Here is a 23,557-nt window from a genome sequence, read left to right as displayed (position 1 = left end):
GGGAAGGACAGTGACCATGTCGGGAATCGAGACCACCGGATCGAAACGGCTCGTCCTCGTGTCGGGGCGCGCGCATCCGGCGCTCGCGAAGCACATCGCCGCCGAGCTCGGCAGCGAGCTGGTCCCGACCGACGCCCGCACGTTCGCCAACGGCGAGCTCTACGCGCGTTACGACGAGAGCGTGCGCGGCTCCGACGCGTTCGTCATCCAGTCGCACGCGGCGCCGATCAACGAGTGGCTCATGGAGCAGCTCATCATGGTCGACGCGCTGAAGCGCGCGTCCGCCAAGCGCATCACGGTCGTCTCGCCGTTCTACCCCTACGCCCGCCAGGACAAGAAGGGCCGCGGCCGCGAACCGATCTCGGCGCGCCTGGTGGCCGACCTCTACAAGGCGGCCGGTGCCGACCGCATCATGTCGGTCGACCTGCACGCCGCCCAGATCCAGGGCTTCTTCGACGGTCCCGTCGACCACCTCTTCGCGATGCCGGTGCTCCTCGAGGAGTTCAAGAACTCGCTCGACCCCGAGACCCTGACGGTCGTCTCGCCCGACATGGGGCGGGTCCGCGTCGCCGACATCTGGTCCGACAAGCTCGGCGTGCCGCTCGCGATCATCCACAAGCGCCGCGACCCGCTGGTGCCGAACCAGGTGTCCGTGCACGAGATCGTCGGCGAGGTCGACGGGCGCGTCTGCCTGCTCGTCGACGACCTCATCGACACCGGCCGCACGATCGTGAAGGCCGCCGAGGCGCTCAAGGCCAACGGCGCGACCGGCGTGGTCGTGGCTGCCACGCACGCCGTGTTCTCGAACCCGGCGACCGAGATCCTGCAGTCCGACTTCATCGACCGCGTCGTCGTCACCGACACGCTGCCCCTGCCCGAGGAGAAGCGGTGGGACCGCCTCACGGTCCTGCCCATCGCACCGCTGCTGGCGCGCGCCATCCACGAGGTCTTCGAGGACGGGTCGGTGACGAGCATGTTCGACGGGGCGGCCTGATGGCGGATGCCGCGGCGAAGCCCTGGCTCGCGAGCTACGCCCCGGGCGTCCCGCACTCGCTGCCCGCGCCCGAGGGTTCGCTCGTCGACCTGATCCACCACACGGTCGAGCAGTACCCCGGTCGTCCCGCGCTGGAGTTCTTCGGCCGCGTCACGACCTATGCCGAACTCGGCGAGCAGGTGGACCGGGCGGCCGAGGGGCTGCGACGCCTCGGCGTGCAGGCGGGCGACCCGGTCGCGATCGTGCTGCCGAACTGCCCGCAGCACATCGTGGCGTTCTACGCCGTGCTGCGGCTCGGGGCGATCGTCGTCGAGCACAACCCGCTGTACACGCCGCGGGAGCTGCGACACCAGTTCGAGGACCACGGCGCACGCGTCGTGATCGCGTGGGACAAGGTCGTCGCGACGATCCAGGACTTCCCCGACGACCTCGCGATGCGCCACATCGTGTCGGTCGACCTCACGCGCGCGATGCCGTTCACGACCCGTGCCGCGCTGCGGCTGCCGATCGCGAGGGCCCGCGAGGCGCGCGCCGCGCTCACCACGAGCGTGCAGGGCGCCGTGCCGTGGCGCGAGCTGGTGGCGTCCGATCGGATCGCACCCCACATCCACGCGCCGCGCGTGGGCGATGTCGCGCTCATCCAGTACACGAGCGGCACCACGGGCAGCCCGAAGGGCGCCACGCTCACGCACGCGAACCTGCTCGCGAACGCCGCGCAGGCGCGCGCCTGGGTGCCCGACATCGAGCGCGGCACGTCGGTCGTGTACGCGGTGCTGCCGATGTTCCACGCCTACGGCCTCACGCTGTGCCTCACGTTCGCGATGAGCATGGGATCGCGGCTCGTGCTGTTCCCGCGGTTCGACCCCGACCTCGTGCTCAAGGTCGTGAAGAAGCATCCGCCCACGTTCCTGCCGGCCGTTCCGCCGATCTACGAGCGCCTCACCGCGGCCGCCGCGGAGCAGGGCGTCTCGCTCGAGGGGATCAGCATCGCGATCTCGGGGGCCATGCCGCTGTCGGCATCGGTCGTCGAGCCGTGGGAGGAGAAGACCGGCGGCTACCTCGTCGAGGGCTACGGGCTCTCCGAGTGCTCGCCCGTGCTCATGGCGAACCCGGTCGCGCCGACCCGCAAGGCGGGGACGGTGGGGCTGCCGCTGCCCGACACCGAGTGCCGGGTGGTCGACCCGGACGCGCCCATGCAGGACGTGCGGCACGGTGAGCGCGGTGAGCTCGTCGTGCGGGGACCACAGGTGTTCTCCGGGTACTGGCACAAGCCGGAGGAGACCGCCGCGGTCTTCGTCGACGACCCGGCCGGCGGCGCCCCGTGGTTCCGCACCGGCGACATCGTCACCATCGACGATGACGGGTTCGTCCGCATCGTCGACCGCATCAAGGAGCTCATCATCACGGGCGGGTTCAACGTCGCGCCGAGCGAGGTGGAGGAGGCGATCCGCCAGCACCCCGACGTCGCGGACTGCGCCGTCGTGGGCCTGCCCGACGAACGCTCGGGCGAGGAGGTCGTGGCCGCGGTGGTGCTGCGGCCGGGTGCCGACCTCGATGCCGAGGGCATCCGCACCGCGGTGCGCGACCGGTTGACGCCCTACAAGGTGCCGCGCCGGGTCGTCGCGGTCGACGACCTGCCGCGCTCGCTCATCGGGAAGGTGATCCGACGCCAGGTTCGCGAGCAGCTGCAGGGCGGATCGGGCGAGCCGGGCCGGACGGCGATCGACTAGGCGTCGCGGCCAGGCGTCGCGGGCTTCGGGAAGGCGGGCATCGGGCCGAGGTTGCCGAGCACCGTGCTCGACCCGGAAGGCGCGACCGCGATGCACAGCCATCCGGGTCCGCCGCGCGCGAAGAGGTCGAACTCGACGCGCGAGTCGTCGAGTCGGCTGAGGTCGGCGACGTACACCGCGCAGGCGTTCGCGGCAGCCGAGCGGGCGACGCCGAACGCCGACAGCACGACCGGCAGCACCATCGCGCCGAGCGCGAGGACCACCGCGATGCGGATGACGCGCCTCCGGCGGGCTCCGACGACCGGTCCGTCGTCGAGGCCGCCGGATTCCTCCCACCCGCCCGTGGGCCCGACGTTCACCATGGCGAGCTCGCGAGCATGGACCAGGTCGCCGCGCCGCACGCGAGCAGGGTGGCGCCGAGCACGGTCCAGGCCATGGGCAGGGGCAGCGGCAGCGGCTTCGCCGCGGCGGCGAGCGTCCGTCGGCGATGCCAGCCGACGACGAGGATCGCGACCGCGCCCGCCAGGAGGACCACGGATGCCGCGACGAGCCAGGTCTTGTCGCTGATCAGCCCCTCGCGGAGGACGAGGAGTGCGTTCAGGGCGACGGCGAACGAGGTGCGCGTCCAGGCGAGCGCGGTCCGCTCGGGCTGCAGGCCCGGATCGCGCGCGACGGCGTCCGTCATGACGTCACCACGAACAGGGCCGCGAGCACCGCGGCCGCGAGCAGGCCGATCGCGGAGATCAGCGGCAGCACCCAGCTGAACGGCAGCGGTCCGTTCCGTCGCATCGCGATCTCGTTGGCACGCCAGCGCGTGTACGCGCCGACGCTGAGGATCGCGGCCGCGATCGCGAGCACGACCGCGAGGACCAGCACCGCCACGCGCGGCTCGAGGGCGGTGGCGAACTGGTCGAGGAGCACCGCGCCCGCGAGCAGCGCGAGCGCGGTGCGGATCCACGCGAGGAAGGTGCGCTCGTTGGCGAGCGTGAACCGGTAGTCCGGGTGCTCGCCGTCGCGGCGCCACGATGGTTCGCGCACTGCGCGCCTCCTTGCCTCGCGTGGGATCCGTTCGTCCAGTATCGGTCAGTGCGAGGAGGGGGTCGTCTCGATCTCGCTGCGGTCGCCCGACCAGAGCGTGTGGAACACGCCCGGCACGTCGACGCGCTTGTAGGTGTGCGCGCCGAAGAAGTCGCGCTGGCCCTGGACCAGCGCAGCGGGGAGGCGGTCGGCGCGCAGGCCGTCGTAGTAGGCGAGCGACGAGGAGAACGCGGGCGTCGGGATGCCGGCCTGCGCGGCGGTCGCGACGACGCGGCGCCACGACGACTGGCCGCTCGCGATCGCGTCGCGGAAGTACGGTGCGACGGCGAGTGCGACGAGGCTCGGGTCCTCGGCGTACGCGTCGGCGATGCGGTTGAGGAAGCGGGCGCGGATGATGCAGCCCGCGCGCCAGATCTTCGCGACCTCGCCCTTGTGCACGTTCCAGCCGTACTGCTCGGCGCCGGCGATGATCTCGTCGAAGCCCTGCGAGTAGGCGATGATCTTCGACGCGTAGAGCGCCTTGCGGACGTCCTCGACGAACCCGTCGGCGTCCTCCGGGGCGACCGACCACTCCGCGTCGGGTCCGGGGAGGTCGGCTGCGGCCTCGCGCTGGGCGCGCTTCGAGCTCAGCGAGCGGGCGAACACGGCCTCGGCGATCCCGGAGACCGGGACGCCGAGGTCGAGGGCGTTCTGGACGGTCCACGCGCCGGTGCCCTTGGCGCCGGCCTCGTCGAGGATGACGTCGACGAGCGGCTCGCCGGTCGAGGCATCCGTCTGCCGGAGGACCTCCGCGGTGATCTCGATGAGGTAGCTCTCGAGGTCGCCGGTGTTCCACTCGGCGAAGACGTCGGCGATCTCGGCGGGGCTCTTGCCCGTGCCGCGGCGGATGAGGTCGTAGGCCTCGGCGATGAGCTGCATGTCGGCGTACTCGATGCCGTTGTGCACCATCTTGACGAAGTGGCCGGCGCCGTCGGTGCCGATGTGGGTCACGCAGGGCTCGCCCTCGGCGACCGCGGCGATCGAGGCGAGGATCGGACCGAGCGTCTCGTACGACTCGGCCGATCCGCCGGGCATGATCGACGGGCCGTGCAGGGCGCCCTCCTCGCCGCCGGAGATGCCGGCGCCGACGAAGTGGATGCCGGTCGGCTTGATCTCGGCCTCGCGGCGGATCGTGTCGTGGAAGTTCGCGTTGCCGCCGTCGACGATGATGTCGCCCGGCTCGAAGCGCGACACGAGTTCGGAGATCACCGCGTCGGTGCCGCGGCCGGCCTGCACCATGATGATCGCGGTGCGGGGCGTGGCGAGGGATGCCACGAAGTCGTCGTAGCTCTCGGAGGCGACGAAGCCGGCCTCGGGGTGCTCGCTCGTCAGCGTGTGCGTGCGCTCGGGGGAGCGGTTGAACACCGCGACGGTGTTGCCCTCGCGGCTCGCGAGGTTGCGGGCCAGGTTCGAGCCCATGACGGCGAGGCCGACGACTCCGATGTTCGCGCTGGCGGTGGTGGTGCTCTCGGGCATGCTCATGGCTCCTGCGTGAGTGGGGGTTCCGGCACCACGCTAGCAGGGCGGTGCCACCGAAGAATCAGACGCCAATCAGTATGTCATCGAATAAGTATGATTTAAAACGGATGGCGCGATGTGACACGTTCGGTGCGGACGCTGGACGCCGAAACGGTCTCAGGGAGCCGGCAGGGACCTCGGGATGTCGCGCCAGGTGCGCTCCACGTCGTCGGCCGTGCGGCCCAGCACCCGCAGCATGGCCTCGCGCGCGGCACCCGCCCGCCCGGCGAGGATCGCATCGGCGACGTCGACGTGCCACTGCATCGCCTCCTCGCTCGGATGCGCCGGCATGAGGCCGCTCGACGTGCGCCCGTGCAGCACCTCGCCGACGGCGTCGCCGAGCGCGGCGAACATCTCGTTGCCGGAGGCACGGAGCACCGCCCGGTGGAACTCGATGTCGTGCGCGAGGAAGGCGTCCGGCTCGCCCGCACGCCCGGCCGCGCGCATCGCCGCCGCGATGCCCATGAGTTCGGCCCCCTGCTCGGGCGGGGCGAACCGGGCCGCGAGCTCGGCCGCCACCGGCTCGACCGCCGTGCGCAACTCGGTGAGCGACCGAAGCTGGGCACCCTTCCGCTCGGATTCGAGTCGCCACCGGATCACCGACGGATCGAAGAGGTTCCATGACGCCATCGGGCGAACGCGGATCCCGATGCGACGCACCGACTCGACGAGCCCCAGCGACTGCGCCACGCGGACGGCCTCGCGCACGACCGACCGGGACACCCGCAATTCGGCCTCGAGCACCTCGGTGCGCAGGACCGAACCCGGTTCGAGATCGCCCGACACGATCCGCGAGCCGAGGTGCTCGACGGCCAGGTCGTGCAGGCGGGAACCCATGCGGCGAGCATATCGGCGGGGTGCCGCAGGGCGTCGGTCCACGGTGCCCGAGGTGGATATCGTGGACCCTGTCCGCGAGGAGGACGCCCGGCATCGGCACCCGCCGTCACCGACGGGCGGCCGCCCGTCGACGCGCCGGCGTCGGCTCGCTCGCGGTCGCTGGGGGCGGTCGTGCGTGACGTGATCATCGTGGGCGCGGGTCCGGTGGGCGTCCTGCTCGCCGCCGAGCTCGCCCGACGCGGGCTCGACGTCGAGGTGCTCGAACGGCGCGAGGTCATCGGGCAGGGCAGCAGGGCGGTCGGCGTGCACCCGCCCGTGCTCGCCGCGCTCGAGGCATCCGGGGTGGCGGAACGCCTGCTCGACGGCGCGGTGCGGGTCTCCCGGGGCGAGGCCCGCGCGGCCGGGGCGGTGCTCGGCGTGGTGCGGTTCGACCGCCTCGCCGTGCGGTTCCCGTTCGTGGCGACGCAGCCCCAGCACCGCACCGAGGCGGCGCTGGCGGTGGGCGGCCCCTCGCCGGTCCGCGGTGCGACGGTGCTCGCCGTCCTGCCGCGGCAGGACCACGTCGTCGTGCGCGTCGCGATCGCCGGCGATGTCGTCGAGAGGCCCACCCGCATCGTCGTGGTGGCCTCGGGGGCATCGGGGCGACGGCTCGTCTTCCGGCCCGAGCGGGCGGTCGTGCACGACTACGCCGACCGCTACCTCATGGCCGATGCCGAGGTGGGCGAGCGTGCCGACGCCGAGGTCGCGGTCGTGCACCTGCATCGCACCGGCGTGCTCGAGTCCTTCCCCCTGCCCCATGGCCGGCGCCGATTCGTCGCCTGGGACTCGCCGGATGCCGAGGCGTCGGCCCCGGCCCGCGCCGCGCGCCTGCGCGACGCGCTCGCCGTGCGGGGCGAGGCCGACGCGGCACAGGCGATCACCGAAGCCGCCGCGTTCGGCGTGCGCCGGTTCGTCACGCCGTCGATGCGACGCGGCCGCGTGTTCGTCGTCGGGGATGCGGCGCACGAGGTCAGCCCCATCGGCGGGCAGGGGATGAACCTCGGCATCCTGGACGTCATCACCCTCGCGCCCCTGCTCGCGCGGTGGGTCGCGTCGCGAGACGAGCCGCGGTCCGCCCTCGCCCGGTGGGAGCGCCGACGCGTCGGCTCGGCGCACGTCGCCGCCCGGCTGGCGGGCATGAACACCGCGCTCGGTCGCCCCCTGCCGCCTCCCGGCGACGCCGCGCGACGCGCCGGCCTGCGGCGTGGGCTCGCACCTCCGCTCGGGCGCGTCTTCGCCCACGCCTACGCGATGGGGTTCGACCGCGACGCATGATCCGGCGGCGCCGCGCGCGAGGGCCGGGGCCGACGCGTCGGGCCCGCCTCGGATCCCCGGCCGATCACCTCGTCGGGGCCTCGTGGTGCTGCCGCCACCGCCGTGCCGCACGCGCCCTGCGCGTGAGCACGCGATCGAGCCGGCGGAAGTCCTGGGCGAGGATCAGGTGCGTGGCCCACCTCGGGAGCCAGCCGGCCTGCCAGCGCAGGGCGCCGGCCAGGTCGCCGAAGTAGTCCGCCTCGACGAGCGTCATCGCTCCGGATCGACGGCACGCGTACTCCACACGCGCGTTCCACGGTGCGGAGGAGAGCCAGACCACGCGCCGGTTCTCCTCCAGCTCGTCGAGCGTGTCGATGAAGTGGGCCCGGAACGGGCCGATCCGGTCCGTCGACATCCAGCGCGTGCCGACGCGGATGGGGCCGTCGTCGATCTGCCGTCGGTATGCGACGGCCGGAGCGAACTCGTGCCATCGCATCGGGTCGGCCAGGTAGGGGAACACGGCCTCGACCGGATGGTGCACCGTCGCGTGCACGACGACGTGACGCTCCCAGCGACGCAACGTCGACGCGGGCCCGCGCCGACGTCCGTCGGTCGGAACCTCACCCGCGGAAGCGTCGCCCTCCACGGACGTGAGTGTATTTCGCGGTTCCCGGCGACCGCAATCGTCCGATCCTCGCGCATCGCCCGGCCCCGCGGGCGGAGTGCGCCCGGGTGTAGAATCCGGGTGTTCGCCGCCGGATGCGGCATCCACCCGCAGCTCCCGTGGCGAGATCGGGGTGAAGATGGCCGAGAAGCTGCCGTCGTCCGGTTCCCTGCCCGACGGCCAGGTCGCGGGCTGCGACACGTCGGGCATGATCCTCGTCCACCGCATCTTCCGCTGGCTGTACCGGGAACTCCCGCTGCTGGTCCGCGACGTCCGCGCCGGCGATGTCGAGCGCGCCGAAGTCGTCGGGATCTACGCGAAGCTCGACTTCTTCGCGCTCCACCTCCACCACCACACCGAGGACACCGTGCTCTGGGATCGCCTGGCCGCGCGCGATCCCGGCTGTGCCGCGCACGTGGAGCTCATGCGCGCCCAGCACGCGGAGGTCGCGTCGCAGCTCACGCGCATCGAACCCCAGCTCGCCCCGTGGGTCGAGACCGCCGACGCCGGGCGCCGTGACGCGTTCGCCGGGGACATCGAGTTCCTCCGGGACACGCTCCTCGTGCACCTGGGGCGGGAGGAGGACGACATCCTCCCGGTCGCCGGTGCGGTGATGTCCCAGAAGGAGTGGGACGAGCTGGAGGCGCACACGCGCGCCACGCTCATGGCGCGCCGCAAGGAGTTCCCGAGGGACGTGATGTCGCTGCAACTCGGCCTCCTCCTGGCCAGTGTCCCCGAGGGGGAGCGCGACGCGTGGTACCACGCGAACGTCCCCGCGCCGATCCGGCTGCTGTACCTCCTGCTGCTGAAGCGGAGGTACGCCAGCGCGATGCGGGAGCTCTATCCCGACCGGCCCGTGCCGTCGATGTTCTGAGTCACCCCGCGAGCACCCGGCCGCCCGCGACGAGCTGCGCGGCCAGGAGCAGTGCGGCCAGCATCACGAGGCGGAAGAGCGCGCGCGACGGGGGACGCACGAGCGCCGCGACGAGGGTCGCCACCGCGACCGCGACGACGCCCGCGAAGAACACCCACGAGATCGCGGACGCCTCGGACACCTCGCCGGCCGATCCGATCAGCACGACCACCGCACCGGCGACCACCGCGCAGGCGGCGACGGCCGCCGACACCCTCGGTCCGAGTCGGTGGGGGAGTCCCCGAACTCCCGTCGCGGCGTCCTGGTCCAGGTCGGGGAGCACGTTCGTCAGGTGGACCGCCGCCCCGAGCGCAGCGCCGGCGACCCAGGTCCACCCCGGGGCGACGGCCGGCTGCGGTGCCGAGAGGGTCGCGAGGCTCGGGAAGATCCCGAAGCTGACGAGGAACGGCACGATCGAGGCCGGCGTCGACTTGAGCCCGGCGTTGTACGCCCATGCCGACCCGAGGGCGAGTGCGTGCGCGGCGAGCATCCCCCGACCGAGCAGTGCCGACAGCACCAGGGCCGCCGCGAGCGAGGCCAGGGCCGCGCCCCAGGCGACCGCGAGGGTCACCTCGCCGCGGGCGATCGGCTTGTCCCGTCGCGATGCGACGCGGTCTCGCGGCGCATCGATCGCGTCGTTGGAGATCCCGACGGACAGCTGGCCTGCGAGCACCGCGAGTGCGAGCAGGACGATGCGAGCAGGGTCGAGGCCCGCCGACCACCCGAGCGCCGACGCGAGGGCGGTGACGATCGATGTCGGCCCGGGGTGCGAGGACCGCCACAGTGCCCCCGGTGTGCTCACCCGCACGATGGTCTCACATGCGGGTCGGATCCGATCGCGGCATCCGGTAGACTGACCCATTGAACTTCGGCGAGGGATGCCGCCGGAGCCGGGTTCGTCCCGGCGCGGCATCCGTTATCGACGCGGTGGAACCAGACTCACGGCTGTTCCTCACGCTGGCTGCGCGCGCAGCCCCGGGCGTTCGAGTTGACACGACAGAAACCCACTCTGGGCCGCGAGCCCGCAAGGAGCCACCACCATGGACGAAGACAACAAGGTCGTCGCCGAACTGCGCGAGTCGTTCGGCAAGGGCGCTGCCCGCAAGATCCGCGCCGCGCACAAGATCCCCGCCGTGATCTACGGTCACGGCAGCGAGCCGAAGCACGTGACCCTGCCGGGCCACCAGACCGCGCTGCTCATCCGCAAGGCGAACGCCGTGCTCGACCTCCAGATCGAGGGCACGAGCCAGCTCGCGCTCGTCAAGGACGTGCAGAAGGACCCGGTGCACCAGATCATCGAGCACATCGACCTCATCGTCATCAAGCGCGGCGAGAAGGTCCAGGTCGAGGTCCCCGTGCACGTCGAGGGCGAGCCGGTCTCCGGCACCATCGCCGACCTCGACGCGCACACCCTGCTGCTCGAGGTCGAGGCGACCCACATCCCCGAGAACGTCGTCGTGAGCGTCGAGGGCCTCGAGGAGGGCACCCAGCTGCTCGCGAAGGACGTCGAGCTGCCCAAGGGCGCATCGCTCATCACCGACACCGATGTGCTCGTCGTGAACGTGCACGTGCCGCAGAAGGTCGACCTCGGCGAGGAGCCCGAGGCCGCCGAGGGCGTGGAGGCCGTCGAGGCCGAGGCCGCCGAGGAGTCCGCCGAGGGCGAGTCGGCCGAGTAATCGGTCCCGCTTCGTCGCGAGGGTCCGCGTCGCCGCATCCGGGTACGCTCGGATCGCGGGGCCGCGGGCCCTCCGCCGTTCCCCTGACACCAGCCCGGAGGCATCCGTGAACCTCATCGACCGCCTCCTGCATCGCCGGAAGGACGACCCCGTGTCCGACAACACCTGGCTCGTGGTCGGCCTCGGCAATCCCGGCGCGCAGTACGCCGGCAACCGGCACAACGTCGGCCAGATGGTCGCCGACGAGCTCGCCTCGCGCATCGGCGCGACGTTCAAGAACCACAAGACGCCCTCGCGGGTCGCCGAGGGGTTCCTCGGCCCCGGCCGGCCCAAGCTCGTGCTCGCCAAGCCGAACAGCTACATGAACACCTCCGGAGGGCCCGTCTCGGCGCTGCTGAAGTTCTATTCGCTCGGCGCCGACCGACTCGTCGTGGTGCACGACGAGCTCGACATCCCGTTCGACACCGTGCGCCTGAAGCGCGGCGGCGGCCACGGCGGCCACAACGGGTTGCGCGACATCCAGAAGGCCGCGGGGTCGCCCGACTTCACGCGCGTGCGCGTCGGCATCGGTCGTCCGCCGGGTCGCATGGATGCCGCGGACTACGTGCTGCGCGACTTCGCCGGGGCCGAGCGCGCGGCGCTTCCGAACCTGCTGTCGGATGCCGCGGACGCGGTCGAGGCCATCGTCGAGCACGGTCTCGTGGCGGCGCAGCAGCAGTTCCACTCGCCGGCCTGAGGCGGCCTCGGGTCCGCGGGCGACGCCGCACGGAACGCACGCTCGTCGACTTGACCCCGCACCGTGGTGCAGGGTCGAGCATGACGGCATGACCGTTCGCATCGCGCCCTCATCCAGCCTCGTCTCCGACCCGGCCACGTCGATCCCGCCCGCCTCGCGCCGATGGGAGGAACCCGTGCCCCTCGGTCGCGCCGGGGCGATCTACGACCTCATCGTGACCGTCGGCTTCGCGACCCCGTGGACCGCGGCGGTCGTCCTCGAGCTCCAACGTGCCGCGCACGCGGCACTCGGCCTTCCCGGCAGCCCGACGCCCGTGTTCGGGCCGCTCGAGCTGATGTTCACGGCGATGATGGGGACCGCGGTCACGATGTGGGCCCTCGCGCGCATCCTCCATCCCGTCGCATCGCTCATCGCGATCGACACCGGGGGACGCGTAGCCTTCTCTGCGTGGATGGTGACAGCGCTGGTCGGCGGGGCGAGCCCCGTGATCGTGATGTTCCTGGCGTTCGAGGTGCTGTGGGGCGTCCTGCAGGGGATCGGCGTGTTCCGGGCACTGCGGTGATGCACACGTCCGAACTCGCGGCCGCCGCCGGCGTGCCGGTCAGCACGCTCCGCTTCTACGAGCGACGTGGGCTCATCGAGGAACCCGAACGCTCCAGCGCCGGGTACCGGCGCTACGCGACCTCGACCGCGGCGCGACTCCGCTTCATCGGTCGGGCCAAGGCGCTCGGCTTCACCCTCGCCGACATCGGCGGATTCCTCGAGCTCGCGGACCTCGGGAGACCGCCCGAGGTGCCCGGGCTCGTCGCCGCGAGGATCGACGACCTCGACCGCCGGATCGCCGACCTGCAGCGCGTGCGGACCGCTCTCGCCGGGATCGCCGAGCAGCCGCCCGCACCGGGCGCGTGCCCCGTCATCGATGCACTCGGCGCGCCCCGCGACGGAACCGGCGACGTGCCTTCGACGGCGGACGACGGCACGGACGCGGAGCGGGCGCCGTCGGCGCGCGGGGGCGGACCGAACCCGGCGACGGGCGGGTGGACGAGCGGATGAGCTGATGAGCGAGTCGCACCTCACCCCGTCGATCTCGGTGGCGCGTCGGGCGATCCTCCGACGCCGGATCCGGTGGATCGTCGCCGCCACGATCACGTACAACGTCGTCGAGGCGGTCATCGCGCTCGCGGCCGGCAGCGTCGCGTCATCCGCCGCCCTCGTCGCGTTCGGCCTGGATTCCATCGTGGAGGTGCTCTCCGCCGCCGCGGTCGCCTGGCAGTTCGCCGCGCCCGACCCCGAGCGACGGGAACGCGTCGCGCTCCGGCTGATCGCCGTCTCGTTCTTCGGTCTCGCCCTGTTCGTGACGATCGACGCGGCGCGCGCCCTGCTCGGCGCGGCCGATCCCGACCCGTCGCCGGTCGGCATCGCGCTGGCCGCGGCGAGCCTCGTGGTCATGCCGCTCCTGTCCTGGTTCGAGCGGCGCACCGGTCGGGAACTCGGCTCGGCCAGCGCGGTCGCCGACTCGAAGCAGACGTTGATCTGCGCGTACCTGTCAGGGGCACTGCTCGCCGGCCTGCTGCTGAACGGCCTGTTCGGATGGGCATGGGCGGACTCGATCGCGGCGCTCGTCATCGCCGGCTTCGCCCTCCGCGAGGGGATCGAGGCCTGGCGCGGAGACGCCTGCACGGTGCCGGTCGCCGTGCTCACCGGCGAGCGCGAGGCGGAGCACCACGACGGCTGAGCAGCGCCACGGGCGAGGCCCAGGGTTCGACCATGCCCGTCGCGACCGTGTCGGTCGCTTCCGGCGCTAGATCAGGCCGCGCAGGAACTCCTCGGGGGTGACGCCGGCGGCGCGGGCGCGCTCGACCAGCCGCGTGTGCTCCTCGGTGGTCAGCTCGAGCGACAGCGTGCGCCAGTCCGCCTCGGGCTCGTCGAAGTCGAAGAGGGACGCGTCCTCCGCCTCGCGGTCGGCGAGCGCCGCCGCCGCCGGCACGGGCGGCGCAGGCGGCTCGGCGGTCGCGACGGCAACGGCGGTCGGCGCGGCATCCGTCGCCGGCTCGCAGTCGCCCACCCAACCGGGGCCGGTCGGGACCTCGCCGCCGCGGCGGTACGCCTCGGCGACGGCACGGGCGCGCTCGTCGGCGGCCTCGTTCATCGGGTGTCCCACGTGACCTCGGACCCACTCGAACCGGTAGCGGCGGCCGGCGATCGCCGCGTCGAGCTGCTCGAGCAGCTCGCGGTTCAGCACGGGGGAGCCGTCGGCCTTGCGCCAGCCCTTGCGCTTCCAGCCGGCCATCCACTTCGTGACCGAGTTGATGACGTACTGGCTGTCGCACTGCACGAGCAGCTCGTCGTCGAGGTGGGCGGTCGCGCGGAACAGCTCGAGCACCGCGGTCAGCTCGCCCTGGTTGTTCGTCGCGCGGGGCCATCCGCCCGCCGCCCAGCAGTCGTCGGAGACGTACCAGGCCCAGCCCGCCGGGCCGGGATTGCCGAGGGCGGAGCCGTCGGCGGCGGCGATGATCATGCGGTGGTCCTTCCGGTCGGGGCGGGCGGCGACCATGCTATCGGCGCCCGCCGACCGGCTCGCGCCGACGGGCCGCCCGAATCCACCGGACCTCGCCCGACCTCGCCCGACCCGGCGGGCATGTCAGGGGGCGCGCGTAGACTGCTCCGGTGATCCTGCAGGGCTTGAACACGGCGCTTTCGCGCGCCTCCACGATCGACCGAGCCCTCGCGGAGGCCGATCGGAACGCCGACTTCTCCGCCCCGGCCGGGCTCGACGCACCCCTGCTCGCCGGCCTGCTGCGCCGACGCGTCGTGAACGGCCACCCGCCCGTCCTGTTCGTGGTCACCGCGACGAGCCGCGAGGGCGAGGCGCTCCGCAGTTCGCTCGCCCCCTACCTCGATGACGCCGAGATCCTCGAGTTCCCGGCGTGGGAGACCCTGCCGCACGAGCGGCTCAGCCCGAGCGCCGAGACGGTCGGGCGCCGCCTGCACGCGATTCGGCGGATGGCGGCGTGGGGCGCCGAGGGCGCGCTGCATCCGCTCGTCGTCGTCGCATCGGTGCGCGCCGCGCTCCAGCCCGTCGCCGACAACCTGGCCGACCTCGCGCCCATCGAGCTCGCCTCGGGCGGGCGCGGCCACGACCTGTCCGACCTCGCCGTGCGGCTCGTCGACCTCGCCTACGCGCGCGTCGACATGGTGTCGCGCCGCGGCGAGTTCGCGGTGCGCGGCGGCATCCTCGACGTCTTCCCGCCGACGGCCGACCATCCCGTCCGCGTCGACTTCTTCGGCGACGAGGTCGAAGAGCTGAGGGCGTTCTCGGTCGCCGATCAGCGATCGCTGCCCGACGCGGTCGATCGGGTCCTCCTGGCGCCGAGCCGCGAGCTGCTCCTCACGGAGCCGGTGCGCCAGCGCGCCCGCGAGATGGTCCACGAGTTCCCCAACCTCTCGGGCATGCTCGAGCGCATCGCCGAGGGCATCCCGGTCGAGGGCATGGAATCGCTCGCGCCGGCGCTGCTCGAGCGACTGGTTCCCGTGACCTCCTACCTCCCCGAGGGCGCGGCGGTCGCGGTGGTCGGGCCCGAGCGCGTCGCGGGTCGCGCGGTGAGCCTCGGCGAGACCAACCGCGAGTTCCTCGCCGCGGCGTGGGATGCCGCGACCGCGGGTGCCGCGGCGCCCATCGACCTCGCGGCCGGCGACTTCTTGACCCTGCGCGCACTGCGCGAATCCGTCCTCCTCAGCGCCCCGGGTGCGCCCGATCCCGACCGCGTGTGGTGGACCTTCTCGAGCTTCGACCAGGGCGACGCGGCCGAGGCCGTCGGCGAGACCGCGGGCGGGGCGGATGCCTCGTACGTGCGCGTCGCGGCCACGAGCGTGCCGAGCTTCCAGGGCAACGTCGAGGGCGCCGTCGCGCACGTCGGCGAACGGCTGCGCGACGGGTGGAGCCTCGTCGTCGCCGCCGCCGGACACGGGCTCGTCGAGCGCGCGCGCGACGTGCTGGCCGAGCACGGGCTCGCCGGGCGCATCGTCGAGACCGTGCCCGACGAGCTCGAGCCGGGTGTCGCGTTCCTGGTGCAGGCCCAGGCCGCCGCCGGGTTCGAGCTGCCCGAGGCGAAGCTCGGCCTCATCGCCGAGGCCGAGTTCTACGGTCGTTCGGCCGGGTACGACACCCGGCAGGTGAAGAAGCTCGCGAGCCGGCGACGCAACGTCGTCGACCCGCTGCAGCTCAAGGCGGGCGACCATGTCGTCCACTCCACGCACGGCATCGGCCGGTTCGTCGAACTCGTGCAGCGCGAGGTCGCCGGCGCCCGTCCGACGGGTCCGAGCCGCACCGCGGGCATCAAGCCGGCGCCGACGACGGTGCGCGAGTACGTCGTGCTCGAGTACGCGCCGTCGAAGCGCGGGCAGGCGGGCGACCGGCTCTACGTCCCGATGGACCAGCTCGACCTGCTCAGCCGCTACGTCGGCGGCGAGGCGCCGAGCCTGTCGAAGATGGGCGGAAGCGACTGGTCGCAGGCCAAGAGCCGCGCGCGCAAGGCCGTGCGCGACATCGCGGTCGAACTCGTGAAGCTGTACTCGGCGCGGATGGCGGCCAAGGGGCACGCCTTCGGCCAGGACACGCCGTGGCAGCACGAGCTGGAGGAGGCCTTCCCCTACGCCGAGACGCCCGACCAGCTGCAGACGATCGACGAGGTCAAGGCCGACATGGAGCGGCCCATCCCCATGGATCGGCTGCTCGCGGGCGACGTCGGGTTCGGCAAGACCGAGGTCGCGGTGCGCGCCGCGTTCAAGGCGATACAGGACGGCAAGCAGGTCGCGATGCTCGTGCCGACGACGCTGCTGGTTCGGCAGCACGTCGAGACGTTCTCCGAGCGGTTCGCCGGCTTCCCCGTGCACGTTCGCGCGCTCAGCCGCTTCCAGACCGACAAGGAGGTCCGCGAGACGGTGGCCGGTCTCGCGGACGGCACGGTCGACATGGTCATCGGCACGCACCGGATCCTCACCGAGAAGGTCTCGTTCAAGGACCTCGGACTCATGATCATCGACGAGGAGCAGCGCTTCGGCGTCGAGCACAAGGACCAGCTGAAGAAGCTGAAGACCAACGTCGACATCCTCGCGATGAGCGCGACCCCGATCCCGCGCACCCTCGAGATGGCCGTGACCGGCATCCGCGAGATGTCGACGCTCGCGACGGCGCCCGAGGACCGGCACCCGATCCTGACGTTCGTCGGTCCCTACACCGACCAGCAGGTCGCCGCCGCAATCCGTCGCGAGATGCTCCGCGAGGGTCAGGTGTTCTTCGTGCACAACCGGGTGTCCTCGATCAACCGGGTCGCGGCGCAGCTCGCCGAGCTCGTGCCCGAGGCGCGTATCGCGGTCGCGCATGGCCAGCTCAACGAGCACGTGCTCGAGCAGATCGTCGGGGACTTCTGGGAGCGCAAGTTCGACGTGCTCGTCTCGACGACCATCATCGAGACCGGCCTCGACATCTCCAATGCGAACACGATCATCATCGACCGGGCCGACAAGTACGGTCTCTCGCAGCTGCACCAGCTCCGCGGCCGGGTCGGCCGCGGCCGCGAGCGGGCCTACGCCTACTTCCTGTACGACCCGGCCAAGCCGCTCTCCGAGACCGCGCACGACCGGCTCTCGACGATCGCGGCCAACAACGAGCTCGGCAGCGGCATGCAGGTGGCCCTGAAGGACCTCGAGATCCGCGGGGCCGGCAACCTCCTCGGCGCCGAGCAGGCCGGGCACATCGCGGGCGTGGGCTTCGACCTCTACCTGCGCATGATCGGCGAGGCCGTCAACGCGTTCCGCGGCGAGGTCGCCGAGGGGCAGACGGAACTGCGGCTGGAGCTGCCCGTCGACGCGCACATCCCGGAGGACTACGTCGACAGCGAGCGGCTGCGCCTCGAGGCCTACCAGAAGCTCTCGGCCGCGAGCGGCCCGGCCGCGAAGGACGGCCAGATCGACCTCGTGGTCGAGGAGCTCGTCGACCGCTACGGCGACCTGCCCGAACCGGTCGAGCACCTCGTCGCCGTGTCGCGGCTGCGCCGCACGGCGCAGCTCGCCGGGCTCTCCGACGTCATCGCGACGGGATCGAAGCTGCGGATCGCCCCCGCGAAGCTCCCCGACTCGCGCCGCGTGCGGCTCGAGCGCATGTACCCCGGCGCGAAGCTCTTCCCGCAGAACGACGTCATCCTCGTGCCGTTCCCGACACCGGGCGGCGAGGCACCGGGCGACGCCGACCTCATCCAGTGGGTGTCGAACCTGATCGGCGTGATCTTCCCGGCGGAGCAGTCGGCCGCGCCCGCCGCCGCCCCCGCGAACTGACGCCGCGCGCGCCGCGCCGACGCGGCGCCGCGCCGCGCCGCACTGACGCCGCGGGCGCGACAGCGAGCGTGCGCGCGCATGCGGGACCCCGCGACCTGCGCATCGGTCGGGAGGAACATCGGGTCCCGGCGCGGCGTGTCGCCGCTCGACACGCCGCCGGTGCGGCGGAACTTCCTCCCGAGCGACGTCCGGCACGCCGGCCGTCCCGCGGCCCGGCGCCGATCAGTGCGCGAGCGGTCCGCCGACGCCCTCCGCGGCCCCGCGGCGCCGGTACGCACGCGACTTCAGGCCGACGAAGACCGCCGAGATCGCGATCGCGATGCCCGAGCCGATGAGCACGGCGACGACGCCCTGGTCGGCGACATCGGGGTACTCGCGGAACGCGAGCTCGTTCATGAGCAGCGACACGGTGAAGCCGATGCCGCCCAACGCGCCCACCATGGCGACGTCCGACCAGGTGAGGGGCTTGATGCCCGTCCGTCGGTGCACGAACAGCGTCGCGATGCCGCCGATGATCGTGATGCCCACGATCTTGCCGACCGGCAGGCCCACCAGGATGCCCCAGAACGCCGGGTCGAGCTCGCTCGGACGCACCGCGGGAATGGCCACGAGTGCGGCGGAGAACGCGAACAGCGGCAGGATGACCGCGTTCGACATCGGCTCGAGCGAGTGCACGGCACGGCCGGCGGGTCGACGCGACATCACGAGCCCGAGCATCACGCCCGCGATGGTCGCGTGCACGCCCGAGAGGTAGACGAACGACCAGGTGAGCACGGCGAGCGTCCACAGCGTCACCATGACCGGCCACTGGGACCGGCGCGCGAGCACGTACGGCGACCGGGGCGAGAGCAGCCGGCTCATCATGCCGAACAGCGTGACCGTGATGGCGGCGAACCCGAGGTAGGCGAGGTCGGCATCGGCGGTGAAGAAGAAGGCGATGATGAGGATCGCGATCAGGTCGTCGAGCACGGCGAGCGCGAGCAGGAAGACGCGGACGCGCGTCGGGATGAAGCGTCCGAACATCGCGAGCACGCCGAGCGCGAAGGCGATGTCGGTCGCCGTCGGGATGGGCCAGCCGTCGGCGGTCGGCCCCGCCCCGGCGAACGCGAGGAACACGAGCGCGGGTGCCACGACGCCGCCGAGCGCGGCGATGGCGGGCAGCGCGGCCTTCGAGAAGCTGTTCAGCTCGCCGATGACGAGTTCGCGTCGGAGCTCGACCGCGACGATGAAGAAGAAGACCGCGAGCAGGCCGTCGCTCACCCAGTGCCCGAGCGAGAGGTCGAGGCCGGTGAACGGGATCGCGAGGTGCGCATGCTTGAACTCGACGAGGTCGTGCCCGATCGGCGAGTTCGCGAGGATCAGGCCGAGCACGGCGGCGGCGAGCAGGAGCGACGCGGAGACGCGCTCGGAGCGGAGGATGTTCATGGCACCTCTGACGGGGGTCGGAAACGGCGACGGAGCCGTGCGGAAACAGCGACGACGCGCGACGCGTCGGCCGACCAGACTTCCCGGCACTCCTGCCGTCGAGTCTATCGGGCGGCGCGGTTAGGCTCGCAGCGACGGGTCGCGCACGGCCCGACGAGGGGCGGTGGGTCATGACGCGAACGACCGGCGGGCACGGTGCGGCCGAGCAGGCGACGACGGATGCCGCGGCCGCGGCTCCGGTCGCCGGCGACGGGCTGCTCGAACTCGTCGCCATGGTCGGACGCCTGCGCGGACCGGGCGGATGCCCGTGGGACGCCGAGCAGACCCACGAATCGCTCGTGCAGTACCTCGTCGAGGAGTGCTGGGAGCTCATCGACGCGATCGAGTCGGGCAGCCGCGAGGAGATGATCGAGGAGCTCGGCGACGTGCTCTACCAGGTGCTCTTCCACGCCGACCTCGCCGCGCACACGCCCGGCGAGGACTACGACATCGACGACGTCGCACGGCACATGACGGCGAAGATGGTGGCGCGCCATCCGCACGTCTTCGGCGATCGCGAGGCCGAGACCGCAGCCGACGTCGTGGCGTTCTGGGACGACCTCAAGGCCAGCGAGAAGCCGCACCGCACGAGCGTGCTCGACGGCGTGCCGCAGGGCATGCCGGCGCTCGCGCTCGCGCAGAAGCTGCTCGGAAAGGCCGAGAAGGTCGGAGTCACGCGCCCGGCGACGGACGCCGCGTCCGCGCCGGCCACGGAGGCCGAGCTCGGCGACACGCTCATGGCGCTCGTCGCCTCGGCCCGTGCACGGGGATTCGACGCCGAGCGCGCGCTGCGGGATGCCATCCGCTCGATGCAGGACGACGTCCGCGCCGCGGAGGCCTGAGCGCAGGGCAGGCGCCGCGCGGTCGGGTCCAGTCAGGTCAGGTCAGGCGATCCGGCTGCCGCGGGGAAGCCGATGCGCGGGCGTCGCGGTGCGCCGGACGGCCCACGCCAGCGCGCCGGCCGCGAGCAGCAGGTGGGCGGCGAGTCCGACGAACCACGAGGGCACCGATCGCTCGTACACCTCGCGCGGCGTCTCCGACTCGTCGTCGACGACCGCGCCGCTCGGCGTCCAGTTCGCGCACTCGTCGAACACGACCTCGAGCTCGGGCGCGTGCTGCGCCTGGCGCACGCCGACGGCGATCCACGTGAACAGGTCGGTCGGCGTGCCCCGGTCGTCGAAGCTCGCCGGTGCGGCGTCCGCCACGACCACGTACGGATTGGCCGCGAGGAAGCCCCACACGTGGTCGAATCGCGGCACGTCGTACGTCCACGTCTCAGGCGGGAGGCAGGGCGGCTCCTCGCCCGGCGGGACCCCGTCGCGCTCGACCGCCATCCAGTCGACGTACGTGCTGGTCGTCCGGACCTCGGACTGCGCCGACGCCCCGCCGAGGCCGAACGCGATGAGCGTGCCGATCGACAGTGCCGCGACGACCAGGTAGGTCACCGCGACCGAGAACAGCGGCCGGGTCAGGAGGCCGGACAGGCCGACGCCGATCGCGGCGACCACGCCGAGTTCGAGCGCGGTCACGATCGTGGAGACGAGGATCGTGGTCGCCGGGACCTCGCCCAGCGCGACCGCGAACACGAGGAACGGCACGGCGGCGGCGAGGAACGCGAGCGCCGTGATCCACGCGGCGAGCCACTTGCCGAGCACGACCTGCGTCGTCGTCACGAGCGTGACCTGGGTGGTCGCGAGCGTGCCCGCGTCGCGCTCGCCGTTGATCGCGTTCGCGCTGAGCGCGGGGGAGACGAGCGTGCCGAGCAGCAGCACGAAGAACACGATCGACGAGAACACCCCGCCACCGCCGTCGAGGAATGCATCGGTGGCCAGGACGAGCAGCGCGGTGACCCCGGCGACGAGCACGACGAACACGCCGAGGAGGACGTACCAGGCGACCGTGCGCACGCGCTGGCGCAGGTCGATCGTCACGACGAGCCGGAGGCCCCGCAGGAACCCGCTCACGCGTCGTCCTCCCCGTTGCGGCTGAGATCGAGGAACACGTGCTCCAGGTCGCCGACCGCGGGAGCGAACGACGAGACCGGGACGCCGGATCCGATGAGGTGCGCGAGCAGCTGCGCCGCGGCCTCCTCGGACTCCAGCGGGACGACGGCCCCGAGGTTGTCGATCCTCGCGACCTCGGCCCAGCCGGCGGCGTCGAGCGCCACCCGGAGTCGATCGGGGTCGAGGGACCGGAGGCGCCAGTCGCGGGCGGTGCTCGCGGCGCGTGCGATCTCGTCGGCCGCCGCGGTCACGCCGGCGGAGAGGTAGACGGCCTGGTCGGCCATCTCCTCGAGCTCGGCCAGCACGTGGCTCGAGACGAGCACCGTGCGACCCTCGGAGGCGAGTCGCCGGACGAGCGTCCGCAGTCCGGCGCGCGCGACCGGGTCGAGTCCCGATGCGGGCTCGTCGAGGAGCAGCACCTCCGGGTCATGCACGAGCGCGCGGGCGAGGCTCAACCGCTGCTTCTGGCCGCGCGAGAGCACGCGGGTCGGACGGTCCGCGAGCTCGTCGAGGTCGACGAGGTCGATCAGCTCGCCGGCGCGCGCCGTCGCGACATCCGTCGACCGGCCGTACAGGCGCGCGCTGGCGACGAGGGCCTCTCGCACGGTGAGCGACGCCCACGATCCCAGCAGGTCGGGCATCCAGCCCATCCGTGCGCGGACCTCGGCCGGATCGGTCAAGGGGTCGAAGCCGGCCACGCGGATGGCGCCCGCATCGGGGCGGAGCAGCGTCGCGAGCATGAGCAGGAGCGTGGTCTTGCCGGCGCCGTTCGGGCCGATGAGCCCGGCCACGTGGCCCGGTTCGACGGTGAACGTCGCGTTCCGCACGGCGTGCACGTCGCCGAATGCGCGTGCCACCCCGGACACCTCGATGCCGGCCATCCGACCTCCCTCGGGTCGGCGCTGCACCGACGCTACGGGAGCCTAGCGACGCACGGGTGTCGGGGGATCGGGGATCGCCCGGATGTGGAGCACCACCTCCGGACCGGTTCGCCGCCGGGACCGGCGCGAGGCGCCATCCGCTGCTGGAAGAATGGAGCGCATGGCCCCGACCGTCACGCCCCCGCGCGGCATGCGCGACTTCCTGCCCGCCGAGAAGGCCCGCCGCGAGCACGCGCTCGCGGTGATCCGCGGGGTGTACGCGACGCACGGGTTCGACGAGATCGAGACGCCGGTGATGGAGGACTCGTCGCGCCTGCACGCCGGACTCGGCGGAGACAACGAGAAGCTCGCGTTCGCGGTCATGAAGCGGGGCATCACGCCCGACGACCTCGCTGCGGCCGCGGCATCCGGCGACGCCCTCTCGCTCGCCGACCTCGGGCTGCGCTACGACCTCACGGTGCCGCTCGCCCGGTTCTACGCGACCCACCGGGCGGCGCTCCCGCCCGTGTTCCGCGCCATCCAGATCGCGCCCGTGTGGCGCGCCGAGCGGCCGCAGAAGGGCCGCTACCGGCAGTTCGTGCAGTGCGACATCGACATCATCGGCGAGGCCGGGCCGCTCGCCGAGCTCGAGCTGCTCACCGCGACCGTGGGCGCGCTCGACGCGCTCGGCCTCGAGGGGTGCCGCATCCGACTGAACGACCGACGGATCCTGGCCGGCATCCTCGGCTCGTGGGGCGTGCCCGGCGAACTCCGCGAGCGCGCACTCATCACGATCGACAAGCTCGACAAGATCGGTCCCGACGGCGTCGCCGCCGAGCTCGCCACGCTGGGCGTCGAGAAGGCGGATGTCGCCGACGAGCTCCGGCAGCTCGCCACGGCCGACTGGCGCCTGGCCGACGGGGTCGTCCCGCCGCCCGGCTGGCTCGACCTCGACGCGTACCGCGAGCTCATGGCCCTGCGCGACGCCGTGCCCGGAACCGACATCGACTTCGACCCCACGCTCGTGCGCGGCATGGGCTACTACACCGGCACGATCTTCGAGATCGCGCACCCCGACCACGGCTACTCCCTCGGCGGCGGCGGCCGCTACGACCACATGATCGGCCGCTTCCTCGGGCACGAGGTGCCCGCCTGCGGGTTCTCGATCGGGTTCGAGCGCATCGTCGACCTGCTCGCCGTGCGCGACGAGGGGCGCCCGCGTTCGGTGGTGCTCGTCCACGACGCCGACCTCGCACCGGCGGCACTGCTCGCGCTCAAGCACGAGCTCGTGGCATCCGGCATGCGCGTGCGGTTCGAGCGGCGCGTGAAGAACCTGCGCGGTCTGCTCGACCGCGTGACCGCCGACGGCTTCGACGCGTGGGTTCCCGTCACGGCCGAGACGACGGATGCCGCGTCCCTCGAGTTCCGCGACCTCGGTGCGTAGCTCGCGGTCGTGCGC

23 protein-coding genes are annotated in these 23,557 nt (G+C 72.6%); 12 read left to right on the top strand and 11 right to left on the bottom strand.

Features of this window, described 5'->3' with window-relative positions; all coding sequences use genetic code 11:
* Positions 1-16: 16 nt before the first annotated feature.
* Entirely contained in the window at positions 17-994 is a 978-nt protein-coding gene (locus tag GJR97_RS17575) for a ribose-phosphate diphosphokinase (RefSeq protein WP_154348019.1), read from the top strand.
* The gene (locus GJR97_RS17570) at positions 994-2,724 is read left to right on the top strand and encodes a long-chain-fatty-acid--CoA ligase (protein WP_154348018.1); all 1,731 of its coding nucleotides are present in this window, start codon (positions 994-996) and stop codon (positions 2,722-2,724) included. Before GJR97_RS17575 ends, GJR97_RS17570 begins: the two co-directional genes overlap by 1 nt.
* Here GJR97_RS17570 and GJR97_RS17565 read toward each other — a convergent pair.
* From GJR97_RS17565 to GJR97_RS17545, 5 genes are all read right to left on the bottom strand, one after another.
* Complete coding sequence (locus GJR97_RS17565) at positions 2,721-3,125, bottom strand: hypothetical protein (RefSeq protein ID WP_154348017.1); 405 nt, start codon at positions 3,123-3,125, stop codon at positions 2,721-2,723. The two genes, GJR97_RS17570 and GJR97_RS17565, sit on opposite strands and share 4 nt — an antisense overlap.
* A complete protein-coding gene (locus GJR97_RS17560; RefSeq protein ID WP_154348016.1) occupies positions 3,080-3,409 on the bottom strand; it encodes a DUF202 domain-containing protein in 330 nt (109 codons plus the stop codon). The genes GJR97_RS17565 and GJR97_RS17560 overlap by 46 nt, the downstream gene beginning before the upstream one ends.
* The gene (locus GJR97_RS18625) at positions 3,406-3,762 is read right to left on the bottom strand and encodes a DUF202 domain-containing protein (RefSeq protein ID WP_324613663.1); all 357 of its coding nucleotides are present in this window, start codon (positions 3,760-3,762) and stop codon (positions 3,406-3,408) included. Before GJR97_RS18625 ends, GJR97_RS17560 begins: the two co-directional genes overlap by 4 nt.
* Positions 3,763-3,807: 45 nt before the next feature.
* Complete coding sequence (gene gndA, locus GJR97_RS17550) at positions 3,808-5,277, bottom strand: NADP-dependent phosphogluconate dehydrogenase (RefSeq protein WP_154348014.1); 1,470 nt, start codon at positions 5,275-5,277, stop codon at positions 3,808-3,810.
* Between the two features lie 159 nt (positions 5,278-5,436).
* Positions 5,437-6,156, bottom strand: coding sequence for a FadR/GntR family transcriptional regulator (locus tag GJR97_RS17545; RefSeq protein ID WP_154348013.1), 720 nt, complete (start codon positions 6,154-6,156; stop codon positions 5,437-5,439).
* A 171-nt stretch (positions 6,157-6,327) separates the two neighbouring features.
* Between GJR97_RS17545 and GJR97_RS17540 the strand changes: the two genes are divergently transcribed.
* The gene (locus GJR97_RS17540; RefSeq protein WP_324613662.1) at positions 6,328-7,470 is read left to right on the top strand and encodes an FAD-dependent oxidoreductase; all 1,143 of its coding nucleotides are present in this window, start codon (positions 6,328-6,330) and stop codon (positions 7,468-7,470) included.
* A 64-nt stretch (positions 7,471-7,534) separates the two neighbouring features.
* Here GJR97_RS17540 and GJR97_RS17535 read toward each other — a convergent pair whose 3' ends face one another.
* Complete coding sequence (locus GJR97_RS17535; protein WP_195760759.1) at positions 7,535-8,095, bottom strand: SRPBCC family protein; 561 nt, start codon at positions 8,093-8,095, stop codon at positions 7,535-7,537.
* A 157-nt stretch (positions 8,096-8,252) separates the two neighbouring features.
* Between GJR97_RS17535 and GJR97_RS17530 the strand changes: the two genes are divergently transcribed.
* Positions 8,253-8,987 carry a hemerythrin domain-containing protein gene (locus tag GJR97_RS17530; protein ID WP_154348011.1) on the top strand — a complete coding sequence of 245 codons (735 nt, stop codon included), beginning with the start codon at positions 8,253-8,255 and terminating at the stop codon, positions 8,985-8,987.
* A 1-nt stretch (position 8,988) separates the two neighbouring features.
* Here GJR97_RS17530 and GJR97_RS17525 read toward each other — a convergent pair whose 3' ends face one another.
* Complete coding sequence (locus tag GJR97_RS17525) at positions 8,989-9,828, bottom strand: UbiA family prenyltransferase (protein ID WP_324613661.1); 840 nt, start codon at positions 9,826-9,828, stop codon at positions 8,989-8,991.
* 238 nt (positions 9,829-10,066) lie between these two features.
* On the opposite strand from GJR97_RS17525, the gene GJR97_RS17520 reads away from it, so the two are divergent.
* The 5 genes from GJR97_RS17520 to GJR97_RS17500 all read left to right on the top strand — a co-directional run bounded on the left by GJR97_RS17520 (position 10,067) and on the right by GJR97_RS17500 (position 13,173).
* A complete protein-coding gene (locus GJR97_RS17520; protein ID WP_154348009.1) occupies positions 10,067-10,702 on the top strand; it encodes a 50S ribosomal protein L25/general stress protein Ctc in 636 nt (211 codons plus the stop codon).
* A 106-nt stretch (positions 10,703-10,808) separates the two neighbouring features.
* Positions 10,809-11,438 (top strand): aminoacyl-tRNA hydrolase, encoded by a 630-nt coding sequence (gene pth, locus GJR97_RS17515; RefSeq protein WP_407643611.1) that lies wholly within the window; start codon positions 10,809-10,811, stop codon positions 11,436-11,438.
* Between the two features lie 88 nt (positions 11,439-11,526).
* Entirely contained in the window at positions 11,527-12,000 is a 474-nt protein-coding gene (locus tag GJR97_RS17510; RefSeq protein WP_195760758.1) for a hypothetical protein, read from the top strand.
* Positions 12,000-12,491: a MerR family transcriptional regulator gene (locus tag GJR97_RS17505; RefSeq protein WP_154348008.1), complete on the top strand. Its 492-nt coding sequence runs from the start codon at positions 12,000-12,002 to the stop codon at positions 12,489-12,491. Before GJR97_RS17510 ends, GJR97_RS17505 begins: the two co-directional genes overlap by 1 nt.
* Before the next feature lie 4 nt (positions 12,492-12,495).
* Complete coding sequence (locus GJR97_RS17500) at positions 12,496-13,173, top strand: cation transporter (RefSeq protein ID WP_154348007.1); 678 nt, start codon at positions 12,496-12,498, stop codon at positions 13,171-13,173.
* A gap of 66 nt (positions 13,174-13,239) precedes the next feature.
* Here GJR97_RS17500 and GJR97_RS17495 read toward each other — a convergent pair whose 3' ends face one another.
* Positions 13,240-13,956 carry an RNase H family protein gene (locus GJR97_RS17495; RefSeq protein ID WP_154348006.1) on the bottom strand — a complete coding sequence of 239 codons (717 nt, stop codon included), beginning with the start codon at positions 13,954-13,956 and terminating at the stop codon, positions 13,240-13,242.
* A gap of 149 nt (positions 13,957-14,105) precedes the next feature.
* Between GJR97_RS17495 and mfd the strand changes: the two genes are divergently transcribed.
* A complete protein-coding gene (mfd, locus tag GJR97_RS17490) occupies positions 14,106-17,771 on the top strand; it encodes a transcription-repair coupling factor (RefSeq protein WP_324613660.1) in 3,666 nt (1,221 codons plus the stop codon).
* 222 nt (positions 17,772-17,993) lie between these two features.
* Here the strand turns inward: mfd and nhaA are convergent, their stop codons facing one another.
* Positions 17,994-19,196, bottom strand: a complete 1,203-nt coding sequence (gene nhaA / locus GJR97_RS17485) for a Na+/H+ antiporter NhaA (RefSeq protein WP_154348005.1) — start codon at positions 19,194-19,196, stop codon at positions 17,994-17,996.
* Positions 19,197-19,468: 272 nt separating this feature from the next.
* Here nhaA and GJR97_RS17480 point away from each other — a divergent pair, with 272 nt between their 5' ends.
* A complete protein-coding gene (locus tag GJR97_RS17480) occupies positions 19,469-20,077 on the top strand; it encodes a MazG family protein (RefSeq protein WP_229276397.1) in 609 nt (202 codons plus the stop codon).
* Positions 20,078-20,119: 42 nt separating this feature from the next.
* Here GJR97_RS17480 and GJR97_RS17475 read toward each other — a convergent pair whose 3' ends face one another.
* Complete coding sequence (locus GJR97_RS17475) at positions 20,120-21,199, bottom strand: ABC transporter permease (protein WP_324613659.1); 1,080 nt, start codon at positions 21,197-21,199, stop codon at positions 20,120-20,122.
* The gene (locus tag GJR97_RS17470; protein WP_154348003.1) at positions 21,196-22,119 is read right to left on the bottom strand and encodes an ABC transporter ATP-binding protein; all 924 of its coding nucleotides are present in this window, start codon (positions 22,117-22,119) and stop codon (positions 21,196-21,198) included. The genes GJR97_RS17475 and GJR97_RS17470 overlap by 4 nt, the downstream gene beginning before the upstream one ends.
* A gap of 160 nt (positions 22,120-22,279) precedes the next feature.
* Here GJR97_RS17470 and hisS point away from each other — a divergent pair, with 160 nt between their 5' ends.
* Positions 22,280-23,542 carry a histidine--tRNA ligase gene (hisS, locus tag GJR97_RS17465; RefSeq protein ID WP_154348002.1) on the top strand — a complete coding sequence of 421 codons (1,263 nt, stop codon included), beginning with the start codon at positions 22,280-22,282 and terminating at the stop codon, positions 23,540-23,542.
* The last annotated feature ends 15 nt before the right edge of the window (positions 23,543-23,557 follow it).

This window comes from Agromyces kandeliae (assembly GCF_009674665.1).
In the GTDB taxonomy this organism is placed as follows: Bacteria; Actinomycetota; Actinomycetes; order Actinomycetales; family Microbacteriaceae; genus Agromyces; species Agromyces kandeliae.
This window is presented reverse-complemented; position numbering and strand designations above follow the sequence as displayed.